Source organism: Citrobacter sp. GW821-FHT07H02 (assembly GCF_059418505.1).
The window spans coordinates 107,989-132,417 of the sequence record NZ_JBWKPZ010000005.1 but is presented as its reverse complement, the minus strand read 5'-3'; the positions used below and the strand labels follow the sequence as shown (position 1 = coordinate 132,417).

At 50.6% G+C, this 24,429-nt stretch carries 26 protein-coding genes and 1 pseudogene; 15 read left to right on the top strand and 12 right to left on the bottom strand.

Annotated features, from left to right (window positions below; all coding sequences use genetic code 11):
* Nucleotides 1-112 precede the first annotated feature (112 nt).
* The 4 genes and pseudogenes from AC07NP_RS08695 (at nucleotide 113) to AC07NP_RS08680 (ending at nucleotide 4,863) form a co-directional block, all read left to right on the top strand.
* Nucleotides 113-1,550 (top strand): annotated as a pseudogene (locus tag AC07NP_RS08695) (sensor domain-containing diguanylate cyclase).
* 86 nt (nucleotides 1,551-1,636) lie between these two features.
* Nucleotides 1,637-2,164, top strand: coding sequence for a GNAT family N-acetyltransferase (locus AC07NP_RS08690; protein WP_494660180.1), 528 nt, complete (start codon nucleotides 1,637-1,639; stop codon nucleotides 2,162-2,164).
* 106 nt (nucleotides 2,165-2,270) lie between these two features.
* Complete coding sequence (locus AC07NP_RS08685) at nucleotides 2,271-3,725, top strand: tagaturonate reductase (RefSeq protein ID WP_494660179.1); 1,455 nt, start codon at nucleotides 2,271-2,273, stop codon at nucleotides 3,723-3,725.
* A 223-nt stretch (nucleotides 3,726-3,948) separates the two neighbouring features.
* Nucleotides 3,949-4,863: a bestrophin family protein gene (locus AC07NP_RS08680; RefSeq protein WP_304521073.1), complete on the top strand. Its 915-nt coding sequence runs from the start codon at nucleotides 3,949-3,951 to the stop codon at nucleotides 4,861-4,863.
* Here the strand turns inward: AC07NP_RS08680 and AC07NP_RS08675 are convergent.
* A complete protein-coding gene (locus AC07NP_RS08675) occupies nucleotides 4,826-5,176 on the bottom strand; it encodes a GFA family protein (protein WP_494660178.1) in 351 nt (116 codons plus the stop codon). The two genes, AC07NP_RS08680 and AC07NP_RS08675, sit on opposite strands and share 38 nt — an antisense overlap.
* A gap of 247 nt (nucleotides 5,177-5,423) precedes the next feature.
* On the opposite strand from AC07NP_RS08675, the gene AC07NP_RS08670 reads away from it, so the two are divergent.
* Nucleotides 5,424-6,338: a M14 family metallopeptidase gene (locus tag AC07NP_RS08670; protein WP_494660177.1), complete on the top strand. Its 915-nt coding sequence runs from the start codon at nucleotides 5,424-5,426 to the stop codon at nucleotides 6,336-6,338.
* Nucleotides 6,339-6,509: 171 nt separating this feature from the next.
* On the top strand, nucleotides 6,510-7,241 hold the full coding sequence (locus AC07NP_RS08665) for a hypothetical protein (protein WP_494660176.1): 732 nt from the start codon (nucleotides 6,510-6,512) through the stop codon (nucleotides 7,239-7,241).
* 93 nt (nucleotides 7,242-7,334) lie between these two features.
* Here the strand turns inward: AC07NP_RS08665 and AC07NP_RS08660 are convergent, their stop codons facing one another.
* Entirely contained in the window at nucleotides 7,335-7,961 is a 627-nt protein-coding gene (locus tag AC07NP_RS08660; protein WP_494660175.1) for an SMI1/KNR4 family protein, read from the bottom strand.
* Between the two features lie 40 nt (nucleotides 7,962-8,001).
* Nucleotides 8,002-8,391: a hypothetical protein gene (locus AC07NP_RS08655; RefSeq protein WP_494660174.1), complete on the bottom strand. Its 390-nt coding sequence runs from the start codon at nucleotides 8,389-8,391 to the stop codon at nucleotides 8,002-8,004.
* A gap of 265 nt (nucleotides 8,392-8,656) precedes the next feature.
* Between AC07NP_RS08655 and AC07NP_RS08650 the strand changes: the two genes are divergently transcribed.
* On the top strand, nucleotides 8,657-9,550 hold the full coding sequence (locus tag AC07NP_RS08650) for a LysR family transcriptional regulator (protein ID WP_494660173.1): 894 nt from the start codon (nucleotides 8,657-8,659) through the stop codon (nucleotides 9,548-9,550).
* A gap of 33 nt (nucleotides 9,551-9,583) precedes the next feature.
* Here the strand turns inward: AC07NP_RS08650 and AC07NP_RS08645 are convergent, their stop codons facing one another.
* Nucleotides 9,584-10,573: an aldo/keto reductase gene (locus AC07NP_RS08645; RefSeq protein ID WP_494660172.1), complete on the bottom strand. Its 990-nt coding sequence runs from the start codon at nucleotides 10,571-10,573 to the stop codon at nucleotides 9,584-9,586.
* Between the two features lie 25 nt (nucleotides 10,574-10,598).
* Entirely contained in the window at nucleotides 10,599-11,450 is an 852-nt protein-coding gene (locus AC07NP_RS08640; RefSeq protein ID WP_494660171.1) for an aldo/keto reductase, read from the bottom strand.
* A 342-nt stretch (nucleotides 11,451-11,792) separates the two neighbouring features.
* Between AC07NP_RS08640 and AC07NP_RS08635 the strand changes: the two genes are divergently transcribed.
* The 5 genes from AC07NP_RS08635 to AC07NP_RS08615 all read left to right on the top strand — a co-directional run bounded on the left by AC07NP_RS08635 (nucleotide 11,793) and on the right by AC07NP_RS08615 (nucleotide 14,444).
* Nucleotides 11,793-11,948 (top strand): hypothetical protein, encoded by a 156-nt coding sequence (locus AC07NP_RS08635; protein WP_494660170.1) that lies wholly within the window; start codon nucleotides 11,793-11,795, stop codon nucleotides 11,946-11,948.
* A 194-nt stretch (nucleotides 11,949-12,142) separates the two neighbouring features.
* Complete coding sequence (locus AC07NP_RS08630) at nucleotides 12,143-12,319, top strand: hypothetical protein (protein WP_494660169.1); 177 nt, start codon at nucleotides 12,143-12,145, stop codon at nucleotides 12,317-12,319.
* Complete coding sequence (locus AC07NP_RS08625; RefSeq protein WP_494660168.1) at nucleotides 12,313-12,642, top strand: hypothetical protein; 330 nt, start codon at nucleotides 12,313-12,315, stop codon at nucleotides 12,640-12,642. The genes AC07NP_RS08630 and AC07NP_RS08625 overlap by 7 nt, the downstream gene beginning before the upstream one ends.
* Before the next feature lie 92 nt (nucleotides 12,643-12,734).
* Nucleotides 12,735-13,022 (top strand): VF530 family protein, encoded by a 288-nt coding sequence (locus AC07NP_RS08620; RefSeq protein WP_494660167.1) that lies wholly within the window; start codon nucleotides 12,735-12,737, stop codon nucleotides 13,020-13,022.
* A 105-nt stretch (nucleotides 13,023-13,127) separates the two neighbouring features.
* A complete protein-coding gene (locus tag AC07NP_RS08615; protein ID WP_494660226.1) occupies nucleotides 13,128-14,444 on the top strand; it encodes a glycoside hydrolase family 10-like protein in 1,317 nt (438 codons plus the stop codon).
* Nucleotides 14,445-14,513: 69 nt separating this feature from the next.
* Here the strand turns inward: AC07NP_RS08615 and AC07NP_RS08610 are convergent, their stop codons facing one another.
* The 7 genes from AC07NP_RS08610 to hdeB all read right to left on the bottom strand — a co-directional run bounded on the left by AC07NP_RS08610 (nucleotide 14,514) and on the right by hdeB (nucleotide 20,970).
* Nucleotides 14,514-15,149, bottom strand: a complete 636-nt coding sequence (locus AC07NP_RS08610; RefSeq protein ID WP_494660166.1) for a helix-turn-helix transcriptional regulator — start codon at nucleotides 15,147-15,149, stop codon at nucleotides 14,514-14,516.
* Nucleotides 15,150-15,228: 79 nt separating this feature from the next.
* Nucleotides 15,229-16,197, bottom strand: a complete 969-nt coding sequence (locus AC07NP_RS08605) for a threo-3-hydroxy-L-aspartate ammonia-lyase (protein WP_276291779.1) — start codon at nucleotides 16,195-16,197, stop codon at nucleotides 15,229-15,231.
* Nucleotides 16,198-16,216: 19 nt separating this feature from the next.
* The gene (locus AC07NP_RS08600) at nucleotides 16,217-16,615 is read right to left on the bottom strand and encodes a RidA family protein (protein WP_494660165.1); all 399 of its coding nucleotides are present in this window, start codon (nucleotides 16,613-16,615) and stop codon (nucleotides 16,217-16,219) included.
* Nucleotides 16,616-16,812: 197 nt separating this feature from the next.
* Nucleotides 16,813-18,081: a type II toxin-antitoxin system HipA family toxin gene (locus tag AC07NP_RS08595; RefSeq protein ID WP_494660225.1), complete on the bottom strand. Its 1,269-nt coding sequence runs from the start codon at nucleotides 18,079-18,081 to the stop codon at nucleotides 16,813-16,815.
* Nucleotides 18,074-18,388 carry a helix-turn-helix domain-containing protein gene (locus tag AC07NP_RS08590; protein WP_192612200.1) on the bottom strand — a complete coding sequence of 105 codons (315 nt, stop codon included), beginning with the start codon at nucleotides 18,386-18,388 and terminating at the stop codon, nucleotides 18,074-18,076. The genes AC07NP_RS08595 and AC07NP_RS08590 overlap by 8 nt, the downstream gene beginning before the upstream one ends.
* A 138-nt stretch (nucleotides 18,389-18,526) precedes the next feature.
* The gene (locus AC07NP_RS08585; RefSeq protein ID WP_494660164.1) at nucleotides 18,527-20,473 is read right to left on the bottom strand and encodes a methyl-accepting chemotaxis protein; all 1,947 of its coding nucleotides are present in this window, start codon (nucleotides 20,471-20,473) and stop codon (nucleotides 18,527-18,529) included.
* Between the two features lie 167 nt (nucleotides 20,474-20,640).
* Complete coding sequence (hdeB, locus tag AC07NP_RS08580; RefSeq protein WP_276291775.1) at nucleotides 20,641-20,970, bottom strand: acid-activated periplasmic chaperone HdeB; 330 nt, start codon at nucleotides 20,968-20,970, stop codon at nucleotides 20,641-20,643.
* A gap of 404 nt (nucleotides 20,971-21,374) precedes the next feature.
* Between hdeB and AC07NP_RS08575 the strand changes: the two genes are divergently transcribed.
* From AC07NP_RS08575 to AC07NP_RS08565, 3 genes are read left to right on the top strand one after another with little or no spacing between them, the layout of a single operon-like run.
* Nucleotides 21,375-22,241: a MurR/RpiR family transcriptional regulator gene (locus AC07NP_RS08575; RefSeq protein ID WP_494660163.1), complete on the top strand. Its 867-nt coding sequence runs from the start codon at nucleotides 21,375-21,377 to the stop codon at nucleotides 22,239-22,241.
* Between the two features lie 14 nt (nucleotides 22,242-22,255).
* Nucleotides 22,256-22,837, top strand: coding sequence for a D-alanyl-D-alanine dipeptidase (gene ddpX / locus AC07NP_RS08570; protein WP_494660162.1), 582 nt, complete (start codon nucleotides 22,256-22,258; stop codon nucleotides 22,835-22,837).
* A gap of 15 nt (nucleotides 22,838-22,852) precedes the next feature.
* Nucleotides 22,853-24,412, top strand: a complete 1,560-nt coding sequence (locus AC07NP_RS08565) for an ABC transporter substrate-binding protein (protein WP_494660161.1) — start codon at nucleotides 22,853-22,855, stop codon at nucleotides 24,410-24,412.
* Nucleotides 24,413-24,429: the final 17 nt, after the last annotated feature.

The window sequence follows — 24,429 nt, the reverse complement described above, 5'->3', positions numbered from 1 at the left end:
ATGCGCCCCTGCGTGGGTGAGTCATTTTTGCAAATAAAGCATGCTATGCTTAATTAGATTACTCCGTTATGTCGAAATAATTGCCAGTGGCAATTATATGGATAGATATTTAATGCACGCACTCGTTACCTCCTCATTTCGTCTGTTTCAAGAAAATAATCCGTTACGTAATGCTTTCGCCATTTTTATGGTCACCACGCTATTTTATTTTATTGGCGCGCAATTGCGTCTCGTTGAGGCGTTGTCTCTGTTTTGGCCTCTCAATGGCGTGATGGCAGGGGTGTTTGCCCGTTATGTCTGGCTGAACCGTCTTCATTACTATGCCGTTTGTTATGTCGCCATGCTGGCGTATGATGCGATAACGACTGATTGGGGACGGGTGTCGCTAATCATTAATTTATCTAATATGGCCTTTATTATTACCTTTGCTCAACTGATATTGTGGGATAAACGACGGGGTAACAATACGTACGAACCAATAAATGCCTTGCGTCTATTCAATTATTGCCTGTTTGCCGCTTTGCTGTGTGCGTTAATAGGCGCGACAGGATCGACTGGCATTGACAGTCAATCATTCTGGCCGCTGTTTGCCGATTGGTTTAGCGAACAATTCTCTACTGGCGTATTGATTATACCCTGTATGCTGACGCTCTCTTTGCCAGGGACATTTACACGGTTTAAACCGGAACAGATAATGCCGGTTGTGGCGTTAATAGTCTCTGTGGCGGCCTCGGTGATCATTGGTGGAGCAGGGAGCCTGGCCTTTCCGCTGCCCGCGCTTATCTGGTGTGCGGTGCGTTATCCTACGCAGGTTACCTGTCTGTTGACCTTTATGACCGGGGCGGTTGAGATAATCCTGGTTGCTAATTCGATTATCAATATCTCTGTGGCTTCACCGCTTTCGGCGCCGCACATGTTCTCAGCACGACTGGGGATTGCCACGATGGCGATTTGCCCGGTGATGGTTGCGGTCAGCGTTTCGGCAATCAATTCGCTGATAAAACAAGTCTCTTTACGGGCCGATTTCGACTATTTGACGCGGGTATATTCCCGTTCCGGTTTATTTGAAGCACTTAAAAAACAGGAACAACAGAAACCACAGCACGTGACGGTAATGCTGCTGGATATCGATTATTTCAAACAGATTAATGACAATTTCGGCCATGAGTGCGGCGATCAGGTGTTAAGCACCTTTGCTCGCCACGTGCAAAAAATTGTCGGCGACAAAGGACTGGTGGCCCGAATGGGCGGTGAAGAGTTTGCTGTAGTTGCCTCTTCTGTGGATAGCAATGAGGGAATACAACTGGCGGAAAAAATCCGTAAAGCGGTTGAGTTACAGCCTTTTAGCTGGCAGCAGAAAACCCTTTATCTGACCGTGAGTATCGGTTTGGGTAGCGGAAGAACCGAATCACACGCTTTAGCTGATCTGTTTAATACCCTTATCGTTGAAGCCGACGAATGTTTATATCGCTCGAAAAAAAGAGGGGCGTAACCGAACCAGCGCCAGGTTCGACAATGCAGAAATTGTGCCCGGTAATGAGGCGGTGTAAGTGAAACATAACACAATCCTATGGTTGCCGCGCTTGTAGAGAATAAAGGATCAGTGCAGGGTAGTGCAGTCAATCAAGGAGACTCTATGGCTGCCACTCATTCGTACTTTATCCTCGATGCTGAGCGTATCCGCAACAGAATCAATGAACTGAGCGATGTGCTTGAGGATTGCGTCAATCAAGGCGCGTCCGTCAGTTTTGTATTGCCCTTTGGTCGTGAAAAATCCCTGCCTTTCTGGACGAACGTCGCGCAAGGGGTTGCTGGTGGCGAGCGCATTGTCCTGGCGGCTGAAAATGCCGCGGGGGTGATCGTCGGTACGGTACAACTCTTGCTTGATCAACCTGAAAATCAACCGCACCGTGCCGACGTGGCCAAGCTGTTGGTTCACTCATCCGCGCGCCGGGGTGGTGTCGCCAGGCGTTTAATGGAGATGCTGGAAAACTGCGCAAAGCAAAATCAGAAATCGTTGCTGGTGCTGGATACCGCAACGGGAAGTAACGCAGAGTTGTTCTACCAAAATTGTGGCTGGCAGAAAGCGGGGGAGATACCCGATTACGCGCAGATGCCAGACGGAAAGCTGACTAGCACCACGGTTTTCTACAAATACCTGTGATTTGTGTTTGAGAGTTGATCAAAACAGGGGTTCATTGTATTAAAGTTTGCTAACCTGTTCTACCAATTTAATCAGGTTGTATGACTAATCCAAAAGGGAACCCATAGTGAAAACTCTAAACCGTCGCGATTTTCCTGGCGCCCATTATCCTGAGCGTATCATTCAGTTTGGCGAGGGGAACTTCCTGCGTGCCTTTGTTGACTGGCAAGTTGATCTGCTGAACGAGCATACCGATTTGAATGCCGGTGTGGTGATTGTCCGTCCCATCGAAAGCACATTCCCTCCGTCACTCAGTACGCAAGACGGTCTCTACACCACCATCATTCGCGGTTTGAACGAAAATGGCGAAGCGGTCAGCGATGCCCGCCTGATCCGCTCAGTGAACCGTGAAATCAGCGTGTATGGCGAATATGATGAGTTCCTGAAACTGGCGCATAACCCTGACATCCGCTTTGTTTTCTCCAACACGACAGAAGCCGGGATCAGCTACCATGCAGGCGATAAATTCGAAGACGCACCTGCGGTCAGTTATCCGGCGAAACTGACCCGACTGCTGTTTGAGCGCTACACGCACTTTGCCGGGGCGGCTGATAAAGGCTGGATAATCATTCCTTGCGAGCTGATTGACTATAATGGCGATGCGTTACGAGAGCTGGTTCAACGCTACGCAAAAGAGTGGGCGCTTCCTGAGGCATTCTTGCTGTGGTTGGATCAGGCAAACGCCTTCTGCTCGACGCTGGTGGACCGCATTGTGACCGGTTACCCGCGTGATGAAGTGGCGCAACTTGAAGAATCGCTGGGTTACCACGATGCGTTTCTCGACACCGCCGAACATTTCTACCTGTTTGTGATCCAGGGGCCGAAGTCACTGGCGTCTGAGTTACGTCTTGATAAATACCCGCTGAATGTACTGATCGTTGATGACATTAAGCCTTACAAAGAGCGTAAGGTTGCCATTCTGAATGGCGCGCATACTGCACTGGTTCCGGTGGCATTCCAGGCCGGTCTGGATACCGTTGGCGAAGCGATGAACGACGCTGAGATCTGTGCTTTTGTTGAAAAAGCCATTTATGAAGAAATTATCCCGGTACTCGATCTTCCCCGTGATGAGCTGATTTCTTTTGCCAGTGCGGTGACAGGGCGTTTCCGTAATCCGTACATCAAGCATCAGCTCCTTTCTATCGCGCTGAACGGAATGACGAAATTCCGCACCCGAATTTTACCTCAGTTACTGGCTGGGCAGCAGCAGACCGAAGGAACATTACCCGCGCGTCTGACGTTTGCGCTGGCCGCGCTGATTGCGTTTTATCGCGCAGAACGTAACGGGGAGTCTTATCCGGTTCAGGACGATGCGCACTGGATCGAACGCTACCAGCAACTGTGGAATCAGCATCGCGACGGTGCGATCAGCACGCATGAGCTGGTCAATACCGTGCTGGCGGTGGAAGAACACTGGGAACAGGACCTGACTCAGGTTTCCGGTCTGGTCGATCAGGTCAGTGCCTGCCTGGATGCCATCCTGACGAAAGGGATGCGCGACGCGGTGAAACCACTGTGCTAATTGCGGCTCTCTGAAAGGTTAACCCGGTTGCGGCCGGGTTTTTTAATAAAACATCATTAGTTACAACATACAATGATGTTTTATTTTACTCAGCCGGTTTGCAGCACCTGCGCTGAAAGTGTCTGACAGCAAGAAAAGGGGCTGGCTCTCTTTTTAGAGAAACTTGCAACATTGATCGCGATCACGTTTAATGTCCCCGCTTTCCCATTTTCCGAAGATAATCATGATTGTTCGACCTCAACAGCACTGGCTCCGCCAGATTTTCGTCTGGCACGGCTCGGTTTTATCCAAGATCTTCTCCCGACTGCTACTGAATTTCATACTCTCTATCGCGGTTATCATCATGCTGCCGTGGTATACGATGCTGGGTATCAAATTTACCCTTGCGCCTTTCAGTATTCTCGGTGTCGCCATCGCCATATTTTTGGGTTTTCGCAACAATGCCTGCTATGCGCGTTACGTGGAGGCCCGGCATTTGTGGGGGCAATTGATGATTGCTTCCCGCTCGTTACTGCGTGAAGTGAAAACCACGTTGCCAGACGATCGTGAATTAGGGCAGTTTGTCCGTTTGCAGATCGCCTTTGCACACTGTTTACGCATGACGTTACGCCGACAGCCGCAGGCAGAGCCGCTGGCGAAATACCTCAGTACCGAGGATCTTCAGCGCGTTTTTGCTTCCCATTCACCGGCAAACCGCATTTTATTGTTGATGGGGGAGTGGCTGGCGGTTCGTCGGCGGGAAGGGCAACTGTCTGATATATTATTTCACAGTTTAAACAATAGGTTAAACGATATGTCGGCGGTGCTGGCAGGCTGCGAACGCATCGCGAATACGCCCATTCCTTTTGCGTACACGCTCATTTTGCATCGCACAGTGTATCTGTTTTGTATTATGTTGCCCTTCGCGCTGGTGATGGATTTGCACTATATGACGCCGTTTATTTCAGTGCTGATTTCCTATACGTTTATTTCGCTCGATACGCTGGCTGAAGAACTTGAAGATCCGTTTGGTACTGAAAATAACGATCTGCCGCTGGATGCCATCTGCAATGCCATCGAAATTGATTTGTTGCAGATGAACGATGAGGCAACTATCCCGGTCAAACACATCCCCGACCGGCATTATCAGCTGACGTAAATTCCGCATCGACAGCATCATCAAAACAGCCGGTTAAGAGAGCAATGGTGGGCGCATCATCAATCGCGCCTATCGAGCTTCCGCAACGGGAGCAAAAAGCTCTGCTGGAGAATTCAGATGAGCGCCACGTCGCCGGTTTACCGCCTTTTCCTGTCCATTGGACATCCTGAGTATCAAATTCTAACCATCTGACGCTGTGCGCTCCCGTGTGCTTTTGACAGAGCGTGCATGAGCAGGTGTGAGGATTTCTGGGCGAGCGGGCACTAATACGGATAAAACCGCAGAGGCAGCCGCCGGTGTACACTTTCGTCATCGCCCATCTCCTGAAATTTGTGTCTCAAAACACTATCAGATGATCTGTCAGGCAACCAGTCTTCAGTGGAAAAAAGGCGAGGAGCGTTCAAACATACTGATTGCTAACAACATTCATCGGCATTTTGGGGGCGTTCGGGATTGATGGTTGCCGATTGTTGATTTATTGTGATTCCGTTCAATTAAGACATGATGTCTGAGAGGGCGTCATACCTCATTCACTTTTTATCGATCATTGAGCAGAAACCATGACATCAGCGAATTTCTATCCAATTGGCACTCCCGGACAGCCGTGGGGAGAATCTGAGCGTGAGCAATGGCGTAAGAACCAGTTACCGTCACGGTCCTATGACGATGTGTTAAGTCAAATCCGAGCGCTTGGCAACGACTATAAGATTGTTAAGTACGGTGAAATTACTTGTGCCAGTGATACCTATGCTTTAATGGCGCTGCGCAGCGTTGACTGGGATGAATCTTTACCGTCGGCGCTCATCACCGGTGGCGTACATGGCTATGAAACCAGTGGCGTGTTGGGCGCGCTGCGGTTTTTACAAGAACATGGGCAAGAATACAAAGGCAAAATGAATCTGTTGGTTGCTCCTTGTGTCAGTCCGTGGGCATTTGAGCGGATCTCACGCTGGAACTATCATCTCATCGATCCGAACAGAAGTTTCTACGCCGAAGGTAAGGCGGAAGAGTCCCAGGCGCTTATGTCGCTGATTGCGCCGTTGCGGGAACAATTTCGGGTGCATATCGATCTCCATGAGACAACGGATAGCGACGAAAGCGAATTCCGTCCGGCACTTGCGGCCAGGGACGGTGGGCCATATATCCCGGACGTTGTCCCGGATGGATTTTACCTGGTCAGCGACGAAGAAAATTCTCAGCTGGATTTCCAACGGGCGATCATTGCCGCCGTTGAGAAAGTGACCCACATCGCACCGTCCGATGCAGAAGGGAAGATGCTGGGCTTTCGGGTCGCGAGTCCAGGGGTCGTTGAATATCCGAATAGTCACTACCATCTTTGTGCAACCATGACCGCTGCTCGCTATACCACGACGACCGAAGTGTATCCGGACAGTGAAAAAACAAATCCGGAAGCGTGCATCATTGCCCAGGTTGAGGCGGTGAAAGCGGCGCTGAACTTTGCGCTGGCGCATTAAAGCCAACCGGATTTTTCAAGCAAATTTTAGCTAAAAAATGGAAAGGGATTTTCATTTAATTTGCGAGTAAAATAAACAACTGTTGTATCTGCTTTTGGCATTGGGGGCGATACAATGACAAGGTGAAAGGGAGTTCCTTTCATGTGAAATATTCAGTTCAGGAAGAATATCATGAAGAATTGCGTGGTTTTATTCGTTGCAGCAGTTTCTTTCCCTCTGGCGGCGCAAGGGAATATCAACACAATAAAACCCACTGCTTTTATTGCACTGAAAAAAAATAGTGAGCAGTATACGGGCGTATGTAAGGCCGCTATAAACCGTTGTGGGGAAGAAACAAAGGTCTGGAAAGCAAAAGGTCTGGAGGATGTTTTTTACTTAATAGAACCCACACTTGAGATGATAAAATTCCGCAAAAAAAATGACGATTACATCAAGGAAGGGCAATGGAAGTTCGACAATAAAAATAACGATGAAAATGAGATGAGTGAAGACCTGATAAAAGATAAGGTATATATCTATCCGGCTTTATATCCCTTGAGCAAAACAAAACAGGCCATTGCTTTAGTGACGAAATGGCAGGCATTGTATTCCGGTGGTAGCCGTGAAGAGGAGTATGCTGACTTTATCATGCTCAATGATGATGGCTCATCTCAGGTGGCATTTAAGGATGTCCTTTTTTCATCAAAGGCGATGATCAGGGCGTGTTTTACCGCAGAAGAGTATGCCAAAACCTCACACTGTCATGATGAGGATTGGGCGCTTTTGAACCTGAAGTTTATTGATGAGGGTAAAGAGTATTACTCATGGAAATTTATTACTAAATCATACACCTGGCCCGCGTTTATTGAAAAAGCATCAACTCAGCCAAAAATAACGGAACGTGTCGCCTGGCCGTTTCAGTAGGGACACATTGGTTGTTAGTGATCGTCAACCGGTATCTGTGTGACAAATTATGTCGTTAAGGGGCGTAGCAAAATAGTTTTCTGCGTTGAACCCCTAATACATCCATTTTTCTACGATTTCATCGCCCAGGCGCTCTCGCAGTAGTTCCTCATTTCCTTCCTCATCATGAATAAACAACAGGCACATGAACATCAGAATATCGAGGTACTGACCCACATCGGTAAACATTTTCGTTAGCATAGGTGAGCTGTCATGATCAAAATACCAGACTTCGCCGGTATTGCGGTGAAAACACCATAAATTACCGTTGCCAAGATAGTCGCCAAAGACAATAAGCTGATTAACCAGCGTCCATAGCGAGGTTGATTCAGGCGTATCCTCCAGAATATCTGTAATACCGGGATAAGCATCAAGTAGTGGTTCAATATTGCTGTATTTCACAGGCGTCACGCTACACAAACTTTCGGAGAGTTCCAGTACACCAATGTTTTCGTGATACGTGCGTAACGGCGTTGGAAGTGGGCAAGCAAGACGCTGTTCAAGCGCATCAATTTCCTGGGCGTTAACTGGCGTGAGGCTCGCAGGTTTTGCCCACTCCGCGCGATATGCCTTGACGCAGGCAAGCCACCACTCTAGTTGCGCCTTGTCATTGGTAAATTCTGGCCAGACCAATGGCGGGGTATGACTGGCTGATGTGGCGTCGGTGGAAGATAAATTCATTTATTATCACTGCCTTAATATTTAATATGTATTTGAAGGTTCACAAAAATGCTGTTTCACTACTTCCTGTTTTTTTCACTTCAATGCCATGAAATTTAACCCCTAACCCATGCTCCGGGTCAAGGGAAGTGGAAAGCATGAAGCCAAATTGATGCTGATTCTCAGGAGAAAGGTATATTTTTACCAGTGTCAGATTTTTCACACTGGCTCCGTATACGCGTTCACAATATTGTTTAGCTTCTGCAGTGATCTTCTGATAGAAATCATTTTGTGTCTTGACGAGAAAATCGATGTCATCCTTCATTTTTTGATCCGCAAACTCCGCCTCAAGATTTATGCACTGAACCGGTTCAGGACCGAAGGCCTGCAGAATTAAATCAACAGCAATGCCTTCGTCGTCTTCATAAAACTGTCGCTCATCTGAATTCATAAAAATTCCCTTTCTATAAGACCTGTTTCGTTACGGCGTATTACTCAGTATCGCATAAGCGATGATGGAGCAGGGTGGCGTCTTCTGCAACTGCCTTGTGAAGCATCGGCGTAGTAATGTCCACGCCTCTGTTCATACAGGAAGATTTTCGATACATATAGAATATCAATTATCATTATTATTAGTAATGGGGCTAAAATGATTTTCCCCATGAACACCCTTCATAATTTCTCTTTGAGGGGGTTCCTGAATAAGGAAATGGCCAATGCTCAAAGAAAACTTCAATGAACTGCAAATTTTTCTGGTGGTGGCAAGAGAGCGGAGTTTTACTAAAGCGGCCGCTAAGCTTGGCGTTTCGCAGTCAGCGCTAAGTCATGCGATGAAAGCGCTGGAAGAACGTTTAAATATCCGTCTTTTAACGCGAACCACCCGAAGCGTTGCGCCAACGGAAGCCGGAGAGCGAATTATTGCCTGCCTGGAGCCACGAATCGCCGAGCTTGAGCAAGAGTTCGAGGCGCTCGTTCAACTGAACGGCACCCCCTCAGGCAATATCCGACTATCCGCCGGTGAACATGCCGCGCGGAGTCTGGTATGGCCAAAGCTGAAATCCTTCCTCAGAGAATACCCGGAAATCAATGTCGAATTGGTGGTTGATAATAGTTTTGTCGATATTGTTGAAGGACGTTTTGATGCCGGGGTGCGTCTTGGCGAAAGCGTTGATAAGGATATGATCGCGGTAAGAATTGGGCCGGATATGAGAATGGCAGTGGTCGGCGCACCGGCTTATTTTGCCGCAAACCCAGCACCTGAAACGCCGCACGAACTACAACATCATCGGTGCATCAATATGCGCTTGCCAACGGCCGGCGGTCTTTATCATTGGGAATTCGAGAGGGAAGGGAAGCCGCTGCGCGTTAGGGTTGAAGGGCAACTGACGCTTAATTTGTTGTCAGAACGAATTGATGCGGCGTTATCCGGATTTGGTCTTGCCTGTGTACCAGAAGATATGATTCAGGAGTATGTGAAATCAGGAGAACTTATTCAGGCTCTGCAGGCGTGGTGTCCGTTATTTCCCGGTTACTACCTTTATTATCCCAACCGTAAACAGCATCCGCCAGCTTTCGCACTGATGATCGACGCGCTTCGGTACTTTGAATAACGGGTCTGCAGCGCACAGCAGACCCGCTTGCGTTTAACGATCTACACGAGCCTGATGTTCCGGGGAGTAACGATTACCGACGATTTTCACCGTTTCAAGCGCCTGGGTTATCTGCTGCAAATCATCCTGAGAAAGAGGGATGTCTGCGGCACCCAGATTCTCCTCCAGTCGGTGCAGTTTGGTGGTTCCTGGGATGGGCACAATCCACGGTTTTTGTGCCAGCAGCCATGCAAGGGCAATTTGCGCAGATGTCACCCCTTTTTCAGCTGCCAGTTTGCCCAGTAACACGACCAGTTTTTCATTCGCTTCCAGCGCTTGTGCGGCAAAGCGCGGTACCTGGCTTCGATAATCATCCTGACCAAACGTGGTTCCTGCCGTGATAGATCCCGTCAGGAAACCTTTGCCTAACGGGCTGAATGGCACGAAACCAATACCCAATTCTTCCAGCAGTGGCAGGATTTCCTGTTCAGGTTCACGCCACCACATTGAATATTCGCTTTGCACAGCGGTAACCGGTTGGACGGCATGCGCCCGCCGAATAGTCTGCACGCCCGCTTCGGAAAGACCGAAATGTTTGACCTTACCTTCAGCAATCAGATCTTTCACCGTCCCCGCAACATCTTCAATGGGGACATTGGGATCGACGCGGTGCTGATACAACAGATCAATAACGTCTGTTTTGAGACGGCGCAGTGATCCCTCCACGGCTTCACGAATATGCTCCGGACGGCTGTTTAAAATCTGCTGCTTGTTGTCATCACCAAAAGTGAAACCAAATTTAGTCGCGATAACGACGCGATCGCGAAACGGTTTTAAGGCTTCACCGACAACGTCTTCGTTCTGATAGGGGCCATACACTTCGGCGGTGTCGAAGAAAGTGACGCCACGTTCAACCGCGGCACGAATGAGTTCGATAGCCTGGCGGGTATCTGTCGCCGGGCCGTAGCCGTGGCTGAGCCCCATGCAACCGAGACCCAGCGTTGACACCTCGAGTCCAGATTTACCCAAATAACGTTTTTGCATTTAATACGTACCTCTTTTTCGTGGCTTAAACGTCGAGTTTTCGGCCTGTTAACCATTCCACCATCGCAGGATCGCGGTGAGAGAAGAAGGCGCTGGTTGCGGTATCAAGGGCCGCAATCTGCAGCATATCTTCCGTACTGAGTTCAAAATCGAGAATATTGATGTTCTCTTCCATACGTTCTTTTCGCACCGATTTCGCCAGCGAAACGATGCCACGCTGGAAGATCCACCGCAGGACAACCTGACCCACACTTTTGCCGTATTTCTGACCGATCGCCGCTAATGCGGGATGCTGGAAAAGACCATGTTTACCTTCAGCAAAAGGGGCCCAGGCTTGTGGCTGAATGCCGCGGCTTTGCATCCACGGAACGGCATGCAGCTGCTGATTGAAAGGGTTTACTTCAATCTGGTTTACGGCGGGAACGATGTTGTTGAAAGCGATAAGGTCGGCAAGTCTGTCCGGATGGAAGTTACTTACGCCAATCGCGCGAATTTTCCCTGCCTGTTGCAATTCTTCCATGGCACGCCAGGCACCGTGGACGTCGCCGTAAGGCTGGTGAATCAGATACAGATCAACATAGTCCAGCTGTAGTCGATTCAACGAACGTTCGAACTGTGCTTTCGCACCCTGGTAGTGGGTGTCCTGAAGCCACAGTTTGGTGGTGACAAAGAGTTCGCTGCGTGGAATGCCGCTACGTTTCAGCGCGTTCCCGACCTGGATTTCATTCTGGTAAGAGGCCGCAGTATCAATCAGGCGATAACCCGTTTCGATAGCCTCGATAACGGCGCTTTCGCACTCGGCGGCATCCGTCATCTGAAACACACCAAAACCCAGCAGGGGCATTTCAATACCGTTGTTCAGTTTTACCGTTTGCATGACGTTATCCTTCAAACTGTTGTCGGGGGAAAAGCATAACGCAGAGTGATTTATTTGATTAGATGGGGTAATAAACTAGGGTTTATTAGAATGGCTCATTAATAGACCGAAACCTGACGGGAGGATGAGTGGCAAAAGCGAAGGTTGCTAACAAACGTTGAGGATGATTTGACGCGTTTTATGCGAGAGCCAGATGCTTTATAAGACAGCACATCATATTAATGTGCGTGCCTGAACGTTCACAGTCGAGACAGAGATGATCATCATCCGCAAATTTAGATGAACAAAGTTCACAGATAACCAGAAGACGATAGGATGAAACGTACGATACAAAAATTGAGTATGATCAGATATGAGCGCGTTGCGAACGTGATGTCCGGTAAAACCAATCGTCATGACAAGCAGGCCAGGTTGTTGGTATTGATGCTGAAGAAAGCGCGTTCAAAGGCTATCAGCAACCAGGACAATCATAACCACAAAACTACGGATTCTGCCTGATTCCATGCTGGTGCGCATAATGTATATTATGTTAAATTGATTATTAAGGCCGATAACTTTAAACCACTCCCACGTTCTGAGAGTCTCTGGCATCCCTCCTCTTGCGTTATTAGCTCATCAGGTTGAACATGACCACCATGGCTTGCATGTTATATTGACGCTTCAGTCGAGTTAACGCTGTTAGCATCTAACTGATGTGTCTGTTACACGAACAGATGGGGAAACCGGTTGGGTTACATACCATGGGCATTCCGGCAGCGATCAGTTCCCTCGGGGTAACCGTCAGTTTTGCTATTCCACAGCTGTGGTTGGGTTACGGCGTACTCGCCGCACTAAACCAGCCTGCTGACCTGGTGTGTGGGTTGTGCTGATCGCGCTGCTGTTCGCTGGCATCAACGGTCTGACGACATTTATGATTGGTAAAGGCAGCATGCGCGCCTTACGGGTGCATCTTACTCTGGCAGTGATAAACCTGCTGTTGACGGCCGCTTACCTGGTTTCTGCGCTGACTGGCACCAATTGGCCCGGGGTCGATCTGACCGCGGCGCTGCTGAGTGTCATCATGCTGCTGCTCAGCGCTGGCTGCATTCTGTCTACAGCCTTCTATAAGATGCTACTGTTCACCCTGCATAATCGCGCCTGGCGCCAGTTGATCTACCAGGCAAGAAATACTCACACTATTGGTACAACATAATCTCCCGCCAGCGTCTCTATTGCTGGCGCTACGTTGCTGATGACGCCACTTTCTTGTACTCTCACCGCAAATCTGAATTGACGGGACCTCCTGTGACTGCTCACTTTTCTAAAGATCCTTTGCATGGCGTGACGCTTGAAATGCAAGTTAATGCACTTGTTGCGCGTTATGGCTGGGTTAAATTGGCTCAACTGATCAACATCAACTGCTTTAAGAATGACCCAAGTGTCAAATCGAGTTTGAAATTTTTGCGACGTACGCCGTGGGCCCGCGCGGAAGTTGAAGCGCTATACCTTGATTCTCTGAATGATGCAGAGCCTGAAGTAAAGGATGAACCTGCGTTTAATCCGTGGACCGAGGGGCGCAGTAAGAAGGATTAATCCCCTACTCTGCCAAGCCGCCTGTATGCCGCACGCTTCGTATTGACTTACGTTTGAATAATACGAGAATGACCTTCTCACGTGATCATCGGAAAACTGGCATACATGGATATCTGCTCTCGTCGCCTCCAGCGCATGGCTAAAAAGTCATTATCATTTATCGCAATGGCTCTTTTACTTTCCAGTTGTTCCTCAGAACCTCCGGTTTCGCTTGTCACGCCGTCAACGCCAGTCACACCGGGTAAACCTCAACAGCGCCAGGAACCGATGCGCGGTATCTGGTTGGCAACGGTTTCTCGCCTTGACTGGCCACCGGTATCATCTGTCAATGTGAGTGATACCGCCAGTCGAGTCCGTCAGCAGCAAAACGCGTTGACCAACAAGCTGGATCAGCTGAAAAGCATTGGTATCAATACCGTATTTTTCCAGGTCAAACCAGACGGTACGGCGCTCTGGCCCTCGGAGATTTTACCCTGGTCAGATCTCATGACCGGCACCATCGGCGAAAACCCGGGTTATGACCCGCTGCAATTTATGCTTGATGAAGCGCATAAACGCGGCATGAAAGTGCATGCATGGTTTAATCCGTATCGCGTTTCCACCAACACGAAGCCGTCGACCGTCGCCGAACTGAACAGCACGGTGTCGCAACATCCTTCCAGCGTTTTTGTGTTGCATCGCGACTGGATCCGAACCGCGGGCGATCGTTTTGTCCTCGACCCGGGTATCCCGGAGGCACGCGACTGGATCACCAGCATCGTCGCCGAAGTCGTCTCACGTTATCCGGTTGATGGCGTGCAGTTTGATGACTACTTCTATACAGAGTCTCCAGGTTCCACGCTCAATGACAACGAAACCTTCCGAAAATACGGCGGCGCGTTCGCATCGAAAGCAGACTGGCGTCGGCACAATACGCAATTGCTGATAGAACAAGTTTCGCGAACCATTAACACGCTAAAACCCGACGTCGAATTTGGTGTGAGTCCGGCCGGGGTATGGCGTAATCGCTCACACGATCCCGCCGGTTCCGATACGCGAGGCGCAGCTGCCTACGATGAATCCTTTGCCGACACGCGTCGCTGGGTTCTGCAAGGATTACTCGATTACATCGCCCCGCAAATTTACTGGCCCTTTTCGCGCAGCGCGGCCCGTTATGATGTGCTGGCAAAATGGTGGGCCGATGTCGTGAAGCCGACCAACACGCGGCTCTATATCGGTATTGCCCTGTACAAAGTGGGCGAACCCTCCAAAAATGAACCGGACTGGATGGTCAATGGCGGCGTGCCGGAGCTTAAAAAGCAGCTTGATTTGAATGAATCGGTGCCACAAATTAGCGGCACGATCCTGTTCAGAGAAGACTATCTCAACCAGCCGCAAACGCAGCAAGCGGTTAACTATCTGAGAAGTCGCTGGGGCAGTTAACAAGCCTTCCCTTCCCTGTAATTAACGCCTGGCAACGTGCAGCCAGTAATTGCACGTTGTTGGGTTGAGCTATATTTCACTTTCCTGACGGGCATAGAGATACGCCGTTGCTCTTGAAATACCGAGATGCTGGGCAATGGTCTCCATCGATTTTTTCACCTCCAAAAGACCGTCTTTACGTAATTCCTGAATAACGGCTTTGCGGTCGGTAACATTGAGCGCGCGTGCCGTGGTCGCACGTTTGGCGGCGTAACTGTCGATACGCTGGCGGATCGCCTCAGATCCTGTCGGTTCAATATGTTCCTGTACGGCGGTATTTTCGATCTCGGTGAAGCGCGCTAACGCACTTTGCATGCCCCGGAATAGCGTCATGTCCACGTTCAGACACAGGGCCGCGACGTACTTGCCATCATTGTCTTTAATGCCAATAGAGGTGCTTTTCACCGGGCGGCCATCAGCAAATTGATTGCCGTAGTTCGCCACAATGTTGGGGAAATCCGGCGAGGCAATACGTGCAAGCCCCAACTCGGTTGCGGGCTGCCCTGCTTCCCTGCCGGATAAGTTGTTATGAATCGCGAGAATCGCATGTTCGGGATTTTTAAGATCGTGCACAACAACTTCGCAGAATGGCGAAAAGGTTTCACTGAGCCCTTTAGCAATGATATCAAGTTGACCTAACAGTGAATTTTCCTCGGGTTTAGACATTTTCTCTCCTGCGAATGACGCAATATTCCCGGTGCAGTCTAAAGAAAAAGGATATCTGCTGCCAGATATCCTCACGTATTTAGCCCGCCAGAAACTCACTATAACGGCTGATATCGACGTTGCCGCCGCTGATAATGATCCCCACCCGTTTCCCGTGTAACCGTTCTTTATTGGCCCGCGCCGCAGCAAACCCTAAGCAGCCGGTCGGCTCAACCACCATTTTCATCCGCTCGGCGAAAAAGATCATTGAGTCAATAAGTTCCTGATCGGAAACCGTAAGAATATCATCGACGTGTTTCTGAATGAGCGGAAACGTATACTGCCCAAGATGCTGGGTTTGCGCGCCGTCGGCAATGGTTTTGGGGGTATCAATGTGGACGATGTTGCCACTGCGAAATGATTGCTGTCCATCATTGCCCGCTTCTGGCTCAACGCCATAAATTCTGCACTCTGGCGACAAATGTCGTGCGGCCAGCGCCGAACCGGAAAGCAATCCGCCGCCGCCCAGACAAACATAAAGCACATCGAGCGGGCCGACCTCTTCGATCAACTCTTTGGCGGCAGTCCCCTGCCCGGCAATCACATGCGGGTGATCGTAGGGCGGGATGAGCGTCAGTCCGTGCTTTGTCGCCAGATCCCGGCCAATCTGTTCGCGGTCTTCGGTATAGCGATTGTAGACAACCACATTACCGCCATACCCTTTTGTCGCCGCCACTTTTGCCGCAGGCGCATCGTGCGGCATGACAATTGTCGCCGGGATGTTCAATAGCTTTGCCGCCAGCGCAATGGCCTGGGCGTGATTGCCGGACGAAAACGTCACGACGCCCGCCGCGCGCTGCTCCGGCGTAAACTGGCTGAGGGCGTTCATCGCACCACGAAACTTAAATGCGCCCATACGTTGGTAGTTTTCACACTTGAAAAATACCTCCGCCGAAAACGCGTCATTCACCGTACGGGAGGTCAGCACCGGCGTGCGGTTAGCATAGCCTTCGATGCGCTGTGCCGCAGCAACCACATCGTTATACTCAGGGAATTGCAGTGAAGTCATGTTGTTAACTCCGAATAGTTCAGGAAGACGAACGAGCAAGGGCAACGGCTTCAACTTCTACGGCAAATCCATAATGAAGCGCATCAACGCCAGCCACCACGCGAGCAGGTTTAAACTCTCCCAGCCATTGTGCGTAAATCTGATTGAACAAGGGCCATTGCGAGACATCGGTGACATAGATTCTGACCGACACCAGTGAAGCGCGGTCTGTTCCTGCCGCTGCAAGGCAGGCATCGAGGTTTGCCAGCACCTGATGTACCTGCTCTTCGAACGAGGCGGTAGGATTGATCTCACCTGCTGCGGTAACGGGTAATTGACCCGAGACAAACACAAAACCCCCGGCGGTGCAGGTGTGCGAGTAGTGGCCTGCAGGACTCACGCCGGACGTCATGTTTCTGAGGATAATGTCGGAAGACATACGTACTCTCCGTATAGGTTATAATACAAAATGTCTAATTTAATACTTTGTGTATATATAACGCGATTCTTTCTGCTCGCCAACCTTTTTATCCTCTCCTGGATCACATTTTGAGCAACCGTAAATCCAATAAAAAAGCCGTGTTGAGGGTATTCAACACGGCTTTTTAGGCATCAGCGGCCTGTGGTTTGGTCAGATCATACGTTCAGACGACGGATATTTTCAGCGATCCGTTTTTGTATCGTGTTAAGCGTTGCCTGGGTAATGTGTCCGGGATACAGGTCTTTCGCTATCTCACTGAATCTGGCGGCGACCGCACAAATCTTCGCGATGATTTCGTCCACCTTCTGCGGCATTAACTCCGCTTCCTGTTCGCCCAGCGTCTGCAGATGTTTTCTCTCGATATCTAATGCCTCGCCCATGACATCCATCTGGTGATAGCCGCCAGGCCCTTCACACCAGGTAACATCATATGCGGGAGCCAGCGTCCAGTTACCCTCTGCGGACATCAGCCAGGCAAAGTTCTTCGGATGATCGTCCCGATTATTAAACACCACGTTGAAGACCACACGCTCAAAGGCGACGGCTTTTTCTCTGACATCGTTGGTGCATATTTGGGTGGCGCGTAAAAAACTGCGATAGTCCAGTGCCCCCGGAACCTGATAATTCGCCCCGGTAAAAGAGGCCAGACTTTGCATCGGAACACGACGATCATTGTTGCGGTCAAAGCGACGCGTGGCAAAGGCTGCCTGTTGATCATCCAGCGCGAAGTAAGCGGTGTCCGGGGTGGCAATACCGCACCGACGCAGACATTCAGAGTACACCGCCTCAATGGCGCAGACTTCCGCATGCTCATGTTGTGCCGGAAACTTGATTAACCAACTTTCGTATCCGGGTTGCGGTGACGTGGTGAATTTTTTAGTGACAGTGTCACGATAAAGTAACGCTTTGGGTCTTGCGCCCTGCGGTGAGCCTCCCATCTGCAGTAACTTTTGCAGGAACTCGCCGCCCTCACCGCTCAATACCTCTTGTACTTCAGAGGCTAACTGAATAAGGGGAATCTCCTGTGCACTGACTGTATCTGCGTCCGGCTGAACCGGCTGGAATGTCATGGCGCCCATCGCATTGCTGCCGATCCAGGTCAATCGTTCCAGAGGACCAATGCGCGCGGCATTGAGTCCCCGTCGTTTAAACAATCGATCCATGAGCAGCATTCCCCAACCATCGGGCAATGAATCATAAACGGGGCCAGGCAGACCAAGCTGATGGGCGGGAAAACCTTGTCGTAAGCGAGGACCATTAAGAGGTAGGGTCAGCCGGGAGAGTTCGAAGCCTTTGCGTACGGCTTCATCACTGTATTCGAAGGCAATCAGCGGGCGTCCCGTCATGGCGGTAGACGACATCAGTCGGCCCCAACGCCAGCGTTCACCCCATCCTTCATAAAAGACATCAATGTGTTCAGGCATCGTCATTTTTCCTTCTCACGCGTTGACGTGCTGAACTCTCTTCGTAGCGCACCATGTCATCCAGGCTCTCAATTTTCGGTTTGAACAGGTTTTCCAGTTCATCCCCCAACCCCAGAACAACTGCCACCCTGACCAGCCCCTCAAAGCCCACATTTCGTCCGGCCTCGAGATTCGACACCGTATTCACGCCAATCCCCGCGCGTGCAGCAACCTCCGCCTGGGTCATCTGTTTTGACAGGCGTTCTTTGCGTAATCGTTCGCAGAGAAGTTTGACGATTTCAACGGGCGTTCTGAGCATTAAATCCATAATAGGGTGGCTTATCTCGCTTAATTGCACTTTATCCACAATATTATAGAGTTAATTATGAATATGCGCAAACCAGCACAACACCCAAAATAAAAGAATTAAGTGCATTAATACAGTTTAATGCACTTAATATTGGAGTTAACTCGCCATGACAGGTTCCGGCAGTCTGAACGAAGAAACCAGCAGTGCCAGTTGCTCCGCCTCTTCTTTCAGCACCTGAGTACGCGTCGCCGCATCGTCGATAAGCGAGGCGTTCTGCTGAACCGTACTGTCCATTTCGGTGACGGCCAGCGTCACTTCGGAAACCCCTTTACGCTGTTCGTCCCCGGCAACACGGATCTCCCCCATCAACTGTCTTACCTGCCGTACATTGCTGACCAGTTCTTCCAGTCGGTCACCCGCATGATGAATTTGCTGACTTCCGGTATTCACATGCGAGACCGATCCATCAATTAAGGTTTTGATCTCTTGCGCGGCAGTAGCGCTACGCTGCGCCAGCGTACGCACTTCGGAGGCGACAACCGCAAATCCCCGCCCGGCATCACCGGCCCGTGCCGCTTCGACCGCCGCATTGAGCGCCAGGATATTCGTCTGGAATGCAATGCTGTCGATCACTGCCACAATTTCGACCATCCGACCGGATGACGCACTGACGTTATCCATGGTCGAAATCACCCCCTGCATTACATCGCCGCAGCGGTTCGCGGTTTGCGCGGTGCTTTCGGATAACTCATCCGCTAACTGTGTGTTGCCTGAATTTTGATGCACGGTCGCATTTAACTGTTCCATGGCCGCCGCACTCTCCTCAAGGGCCGCCGCTTGCTGGGTCACGCGCGTGGATAACTCCGTATTGCTGTCTGCCAGACTGACGGCGTTGCTGGCAACCACGACGCTACTGCTACGAACGTTGATCAAAATGGCGGCTATTTTGTCGACGAAAAGGTTAAATGCCTGGGCGATATCAGAAATTTCATCTTTCCCACGAACATCCAGACGTCGGGTGAGATCGCCTTCCCCCTGAGCAATATCATCCAGTGCGCGGCGTGTATCATCCAGCCGGGAGATAAGCCTGCGCACCACCAGCCATGCACCCACCAGCAACAGCGTCATAATCGGGATCAGGACTTCAAGAACATCCTGCATCATCACTTTCGCCAGGCCGACAATACGCTCTTGCGGTGTGACCAGACCGACCACCCAACCGGTGTCCGCCATCGGGAACAGCATGACCCGTGAAGGGGCGTTAATGATGTTGTCATGTTCGAGCGCTATAGATGTCACCTGTGCGCTGCCGCGTAGCGATTTCAGACTCTCTGCCACCGGCGTCAGCCAGTCAGAGGTGCTGAGCAGATCGCTAAACGTCTTGTATTTTGCCGGGTCAGCCTGCGGGAAATAGAGAATCTGCCCCTGCTTATCCACCACAAAGGCATAGCCGCCAGTGCTGTTACCTTGCTGGCGCATAAACGTCGCGACATTATCCAGACGGATATCGGTGGTGGCGACGCCAGCAAACGCGCCTGAGTGACGATACGGAATGCTACAGGTCACCATATTGACGCCAGAGATCGCATCACGATAAACATCGGACCACAGACAGCTATCCTGCGAACGCCCTTTCGCCTGCTGATACCAGTTTTCGCTGTGGTAACCGTTGCCGCCAGGCACGTTGTAGTCATCTGAAAATATCAGCTTTCCTTCGGCGTTACGCGACCAGAAAAAACTGCGACGTTCTACACCTTGCGTAAAGGCATCCGGTTCTGGCCAGATCCCGCCGCCGGTAATCATTGCGTTATTCTGCTCACCAATAAGATGGGGAACCACACTGCGATAAAGCGCCTCATCATTGGGAAGCACTTCGGCCATCCGCGCAAGGGTGACGGTTTCCCCTTCAATACGTGATAACACGGTACTGAGATGCCGGGTCAAACCGTGTCCCGTCTCCTCAATAAGGGCGGAATTGATCTCGATAACCCGTGGCTGACCGCGCCACAGCATAATCGCCACGATGACCAGCGTGGTGACGACCAACAGCAAAATGCCGCCGAGGGTTAAACGGGTAGAAATACGTGAGGGATACCAGGCCATACAAACTCCTTATGTAAAAGGCGAACGTTTAACCAGTATCGGCACGCAAATTTATATCTTTATGGCGGTTGGGTGATAAAGCATGGTGAGGGTTTTATGATTTAAACGTGACAATGTCACATATAACAAAACCCAGCACTCTGGCCGGGTTTTAATAACGCTAAAAATTATTTAGATAATTCTTTTTTGATTTCGTCTTTAATCTTACTTAATTCACTCTGAGGATGTTTTTTGCAAATTTCAACGGTTAACGGAACCGCCGTGGTCACGGTTTCGTCGAAGCTAACAAAGTCACCGCCTTTGAAATCTTCATCTTCATTAAGCACCCAGAAAGCCACCGGTGCCATAGTTTGCGGATTCAGATCAACGAACTCCTGACAGCTCATACCTTTGGGTGTGACTTCAGTTTTGGCGTTATCCGTTGCTGCACTTACGCTTACACTGGTCAACAGCGCCGCCACCAAAATACCTGCTGTAGAAAGGGAGAACTTATTCATTTTTGTGACTCCATAAACACAATAATTAATATCTACACACGCGCTTTAAACCGTTAATGTAGGACGAAAGAAATAATACCCAAGACGTTTCAGGAATAAAGTCGCTGGCAATTGTTATGGCTATTATTGATATTTCCGGCGACTGATTTTTATGTATCGGACATTAAAACACCCTGCGCTTTGTGATCGTGTCTACGAATTCAACATATTCCGCCCCCACCTCTACAGCCGTTGCACCAAAAGTGAACTACGCTGCACAAATGTTGATCATTAGTTAATTAAAAATTACCAAAATTTAACAAAAAAGGCGTCGGGACGACTGTCGATGGTATGGCACGCGTCCTGCATTGTTAATCAGATAACAGCAACGCGGCATCTGACAGCGACTTAACAGCGAGACGGTAATGACAGCGAAACCTGAATTATTTGCCCGCATTGAACGCACGTTCAGTCAGCAAACGCCAAGCGAAAAGCGTGTTGCAGGCTGGCTGTTGACTCACGCGGCGCAGATCCCCTTTGAAACGGCAGACGGCATCGCCAAAGCAACCGGCACCAGCGGGATCACGGTGGGACGCTATTTGCGTAAACTCGGTTTTCGCAATCTGGAGGATGCCAAAGCGAGTCTGCGCGAACTCCCCTCTATCCCCTATCAGCCCTGGGGAATGAACGAGCGTCTGGGGTCGTGGCAGCAACAACAGCGGTTGCCGGACCGGGCGCAGCAGTCATTGTCGCTGGAGATTGACGCCATTAGCCATGTCTATCAGCTGGCGCAAAGTGAAACGTTTTTACGGATTGCACAGCAACTGGCGCACGCAGAAGCCGTCTACATTCTGGGGATCCAGTCGACTCGCGGAATTGCTAACGCATTTTTTAGCCATCTGGAATATCTGCGTCCTAAGGTGAGTTACTCCGAAGGGTTATCAGGGAGCTGGGTGGAATCGCTGAATTCAGGGTTTACGCAGCCCTATGTGGTGATCACCGACACCCGCGCTTACTCCGCCACCGCACGACATTACTGTCGCGTGGCCAGTGAACGGCACATTCCGCTGGCGCTGGTCACCGATGTCTGGTGTCCGTGGGCAAGAGACTATTCCATTGATTTATTACAGGTAAAAACCGATACCGGGCATTTCTGGGATTCCCTGGCGCCCGTCAGCTGTCTGTTCAACTTGTTACTCTCCAGCGTGGTTGAGCAGTTGGGCGATACCCTCGCCGAACGCTTACACACCAACCGTCAATTACAACAAGAATTTGGTCAATTCGAACAATAAACAGGAACTGTGCTATGTCAGAAAACCCCGTACTGCGCGATGTGGCGGCGATCTTCCCGTCGCTGCATATCGATCTCAAATACGCCACGGCCGATAACCTCACCGGCGCGCCCATTTATCGGGAAGCGCGTTGCCTGTTACACAAAGATGCCGTTGCTGCGCTGGCAAAAAGCATCAGCATTGCGCAACTGGCGGGCTTGTCTCTGGTGGTGTACGACGCCTACCGCCCGCAGCAGGCGCAATCCATCCTGTGGGATGTCTGCCCTGATCCGCAGTATGTGGTCGATGTGGCGATTGGGTCGAATCACAGCCGCGGCACCGCTATCGACGTTACGCTGATGGACGCAAATGGTCAGGTGCTTGATATGGGCGCGGGTTTTGACGAAATGCACGACCGTTCTCACGCATATCACCCGTCGGTGCCGCAGCAGGCACAGCGAAATCGCCTGCTGCTGAACGCGATTATGTTCGGTGGCGGTTTTGTCGGGATCAGCAGCGAATGGTGGCATTTTGAATTACCTGCCGCCGCAAAATACCCCTTACTCGACGACTGCATTGCCTGTTTTTCACCCACGACAACACAACACACACTTTAATTCTGGAGCAAGGTCATGAAGACAACAATCACATTAGCCTCGCTGTTTCGCCCTGCGTTGATCGCCGCAGCTCTGGCAATGGCGTTGCCAGGTTATGCCGCCGTCCCCAAAGATATGCTGGTGATCGGCAAAGCGGCCGATCCGCAAACCCTCGACCCGGCGGTCACTATCGACAACAACGACTGGACGGTGACCTACCCCTCTTACCAGCGTCTGGTGCAGTACAAAACGGAGGGCGGTAAAGGTTCTACGGAGGTGGAAGGCGATCTGGCAAGCGGCTGGAAAGCTTCTGACGATCAAAAAGAGTGGACCTTCACGCTCAATAAAGAGGCCAAATTTGCGGATGGCACACCGGTGACCGCCGAGGCGGTGAAGCTCTCTTTTGAGCGTCTGTTGAAGATTGGTCAGGGACCCGCGGAAGCCTTCCCGAAAGATTTGAAAGTGGAAGCACTTGACGATCATACGGTGAAATTTACGCTGACTCAGCCCTTTGCGCCGTTCCTGTATACGCTGGCTAACGATGGTGCCTCCATCATCAACCCGGCGGTGTTGAAAGAGCATGCGGCGGACGATGCGCGCGGTTTTCTGGCGCAGAACACGGCGGGTTCCGGACCCTTTATGCTGAAAAGCTGGCAGAAAGGCCAGCAATTGATCCTGGTGCCAAACCCCCATTACGCTGGCGCGAAACCGGCGTTTAAACGTGTCTCGGTGAAAATCATTGGTGAAAGCGCCTCCCGTCGCCTGCAACTGTCGCGTGGGGACATTGATATCGCAGATGCCCTACCGGTTGATCAGCTCACCGCCTTAAAACAGGAAGGCAACGTGACGGTGGCCGAGTATCCGTCATTGCGGGTGACGTATCTCTATCTCAACAACAGTAAAGCGCCGTTGAATCAGGTCGATTTACGCCGCGCTATCTCCTGGTCAACAGACTATCCGGGCATGGTGAACGGCATTCTGAGCGGTAACGGCAAGCAGATGCGCGGGCCGATTCCGGAAGGCATGTGGGGCTATGATGCCAATGCGATGCAATACAGTACAGACGAGGCAAAAGCCAAAGCCGCGTGGGAGAACGTTGCCGCCAAACCGAAGACCCTCAGTTTCCTCTACTCGGATAACGATCCGAACTGGGAACCGATCGCCCTCGCGACCCAGGCCAGTCTCAGTAAGCTGGGTATCAACGTGAAACTGGAAAAACTGGCGAATGCCACCATGCGCGACCGCGTCGGCAAAGGGGATTATGACATTGCGATTGGTAACTGGAGCCCGGATTTCGCCGACCCCTATATGTTCATGAACTACTGGTTTGAATCCGATAAGAAAGGATTGCCGGGCAACCGCTCATTCTATGAAAACGCCGACGTCGACAAACTGCTGCATAGCGCGCTGGCCACCACCGACCAGACGGCGAGGACCAAGGATTACCAACAGGCGCAAACCATCGTAATTGACGAGGCCGCTTACGTTTATCTGTTCCAGAAAAACTACCAGTTGGCGATGAACAAAGAGGTCAAAGGCTTTGTATTCAACCCGATGCTGGAGCAGGTGTTCAATATTTCCACCATGAGCAAATAAGCCACGTTGATGCGGAG

What these genes read in the sequence shown, in the direction of transcription:
- AC07NP_RS08690 (WP_494660180.1), top strand. Translation starts at nt 1,637, where the DNA reads ATGGCTGCCACTCATTCGTACTTTATCCTCGATGCTGAGCGTATCCGC.
- AC07NP_RS08680 (WP_304521073.1), top strand. Translation starts at nt 3,949, where the DNA reads ATGATTGTTCGACCTCAACAGCACTGGCTCCGCCAGATTTTCGTCTGG.
- AC07NP_RS08675 (WP_494660178.1), bottom strand. Translation starts at nt 5,176, where the DNA reads ATGACGAAAGTGTACACCGGCGGCTGCCTCTGCGGTTTTATCCGTATT.
- AC07NP_RS08670 (WP_494660177.1), top strand. Translation starts at nt 5,424, where the DNA reads ATGACATCAGCGAATTTCTATCCAATTGGCACTCCCGGACAGCCGTGG.
- AC07NP_RS08665 (WP_494660176.1), top strand. Translation starts at nt 6,510, where the DNA reads ATGAAGAATTGCGTGGTTTTATTCGTTGCAGCAGTTTCTTTCCCTCTG.
- AC07NP_RS08660 (WP_494660175.1), bottom strand. Translation starts at nt 7,961, where the DNA reads ATGAATTTATCTTCCACCGACGCCACATCAGCCAGTCATACCCCGCCA.
- AC07NP_RS08655 (WP_494660174.1), bottom strand. Translation starts at nt 8,391, where the DNA reads ATGAATTCAGATGAGCGACAGTTTTATGAAGACGACGAAGGCATTGCT.
- AC07NP_RS08650 (WP_494660173.1), top strand. Translation starts at nt 8,657, where the DNA reads ATGCTCAAAGAAAACTTCAATGAACTGCAAATTTTTCTGGTGGTGGCA.
- AC07NP_RS08645 (WP_494660172.1), bottom strand. Translation starts at nt 10,573, where the DNA reads ATGCAAAAACGTTATTTGGGTAAATCTGGACTCGAGGTGTCAACGCTG.
- AC07NP_RS08640 (WP_494660171.1), bottom strand. Translation starts at nt 11,450, where the DNA reads ATGCAAACGGTAAAACTGAACAACGGTATTGAAATGCCCCTGCTGGGT.
- AC07NP_RS08635 (WP_494660170.1), top strand. Translation starts at nt 11,793, where the DNA reads ATGATCAGATATGAGCGCGTTGCGAACGTGATGTCCGGTAAAACCAAT.
- AC07NP_RS08630 (WP_494660169.1), top strand. Translation starts at nt 12,143, where the DNA reads ATGTGTCTGTTACACGAACAGATGGGGAAACCGGTTGGGTTACATACC.
- AC07NP_RS08615 (WP_494660226.1), top strand. Translation starts at nt 13,128, where the DNA reads ATGGATATCTGCTCTCGTCGCCTCCAGCGCATGGCTAAAAAGTCATTA.
- AC07NP_RS08610 (WP_494660166.1), bottom strand. Translation starts at nt 15,149, where the DNA reads ATGTCTAAACCCGAGGAAAATTCACTGTTAGGTCAACTTGATATCATT.
- AC07NP_RS08605 (WP_276291779.1), bottom strand. Translation starts at nt 16,197, where the DNA reads ATGACTTCACTGCAATTCCCTGAGTATAACGATGTGGTTGCTGCGGCA.
- AC07NP_RS08600 (WP_494660165.1), bottom strand. Translation starts at nt 16,615, where the DNA reads ATGTCTTCCGACATTATCCTCAGAAACATGACGTCCGGCGTGAGTCCT.
- AC07NP_RS08595 (WP_494660225.1), bottom strand. Translation starts at nt 18,081, where the DNA reads ATGCCTGAACACATTGATGTCTTTTATGAAGGATGGGGTGAACGCTGG.
- AC07NP_RS08590 (WP_192612200.1), bottom strand. Translation starts at nt 18,388, where the DNA reads ATGGATTTAATGCTCAGAACGCCCGTTGAAATCGTCAAACTTCTCTGC.
- AC07NP_RS08585 (WP_494660164.1), bottom strand. Translation starts at nt 20,473, where the DNA reads ATGGCCTGGTATCCCTCACGTATTTCTACCCGTTTAACCCTCGGCGGC.
- hdeB (WP_276291775.1), bottom strand. Translation starts at nt 20,970, where the DNA reads ATGAATAAGTTCTCCCTTTCTACAGCAGGTATTTTGGTGGCGGCGCTG.
- AC07NP_RS08575 (WP_494660163.1), top strand. Translation starts at nt 21,375, where the DNA reads ATGACAGCGAAACCTGAATTATTTGCCCGCATTGAACGCACGTTCAGT.
- ddpX (WP_494660162.1), top strand. Translation starts at nt 22,256, where the DNA reads ATGTCAGAAAACCCCGTACTGCGCGATGTGGCGGCGATCTTCCCGTCG.
- AC07NP_RS08565 (WP_494660161.1), top strand. Translation starts at nt 22,853, where the DNA reads ATGAAGACAACAATCACATTAGCCTCGCTGTTTCGCCCTGCGTTGATC.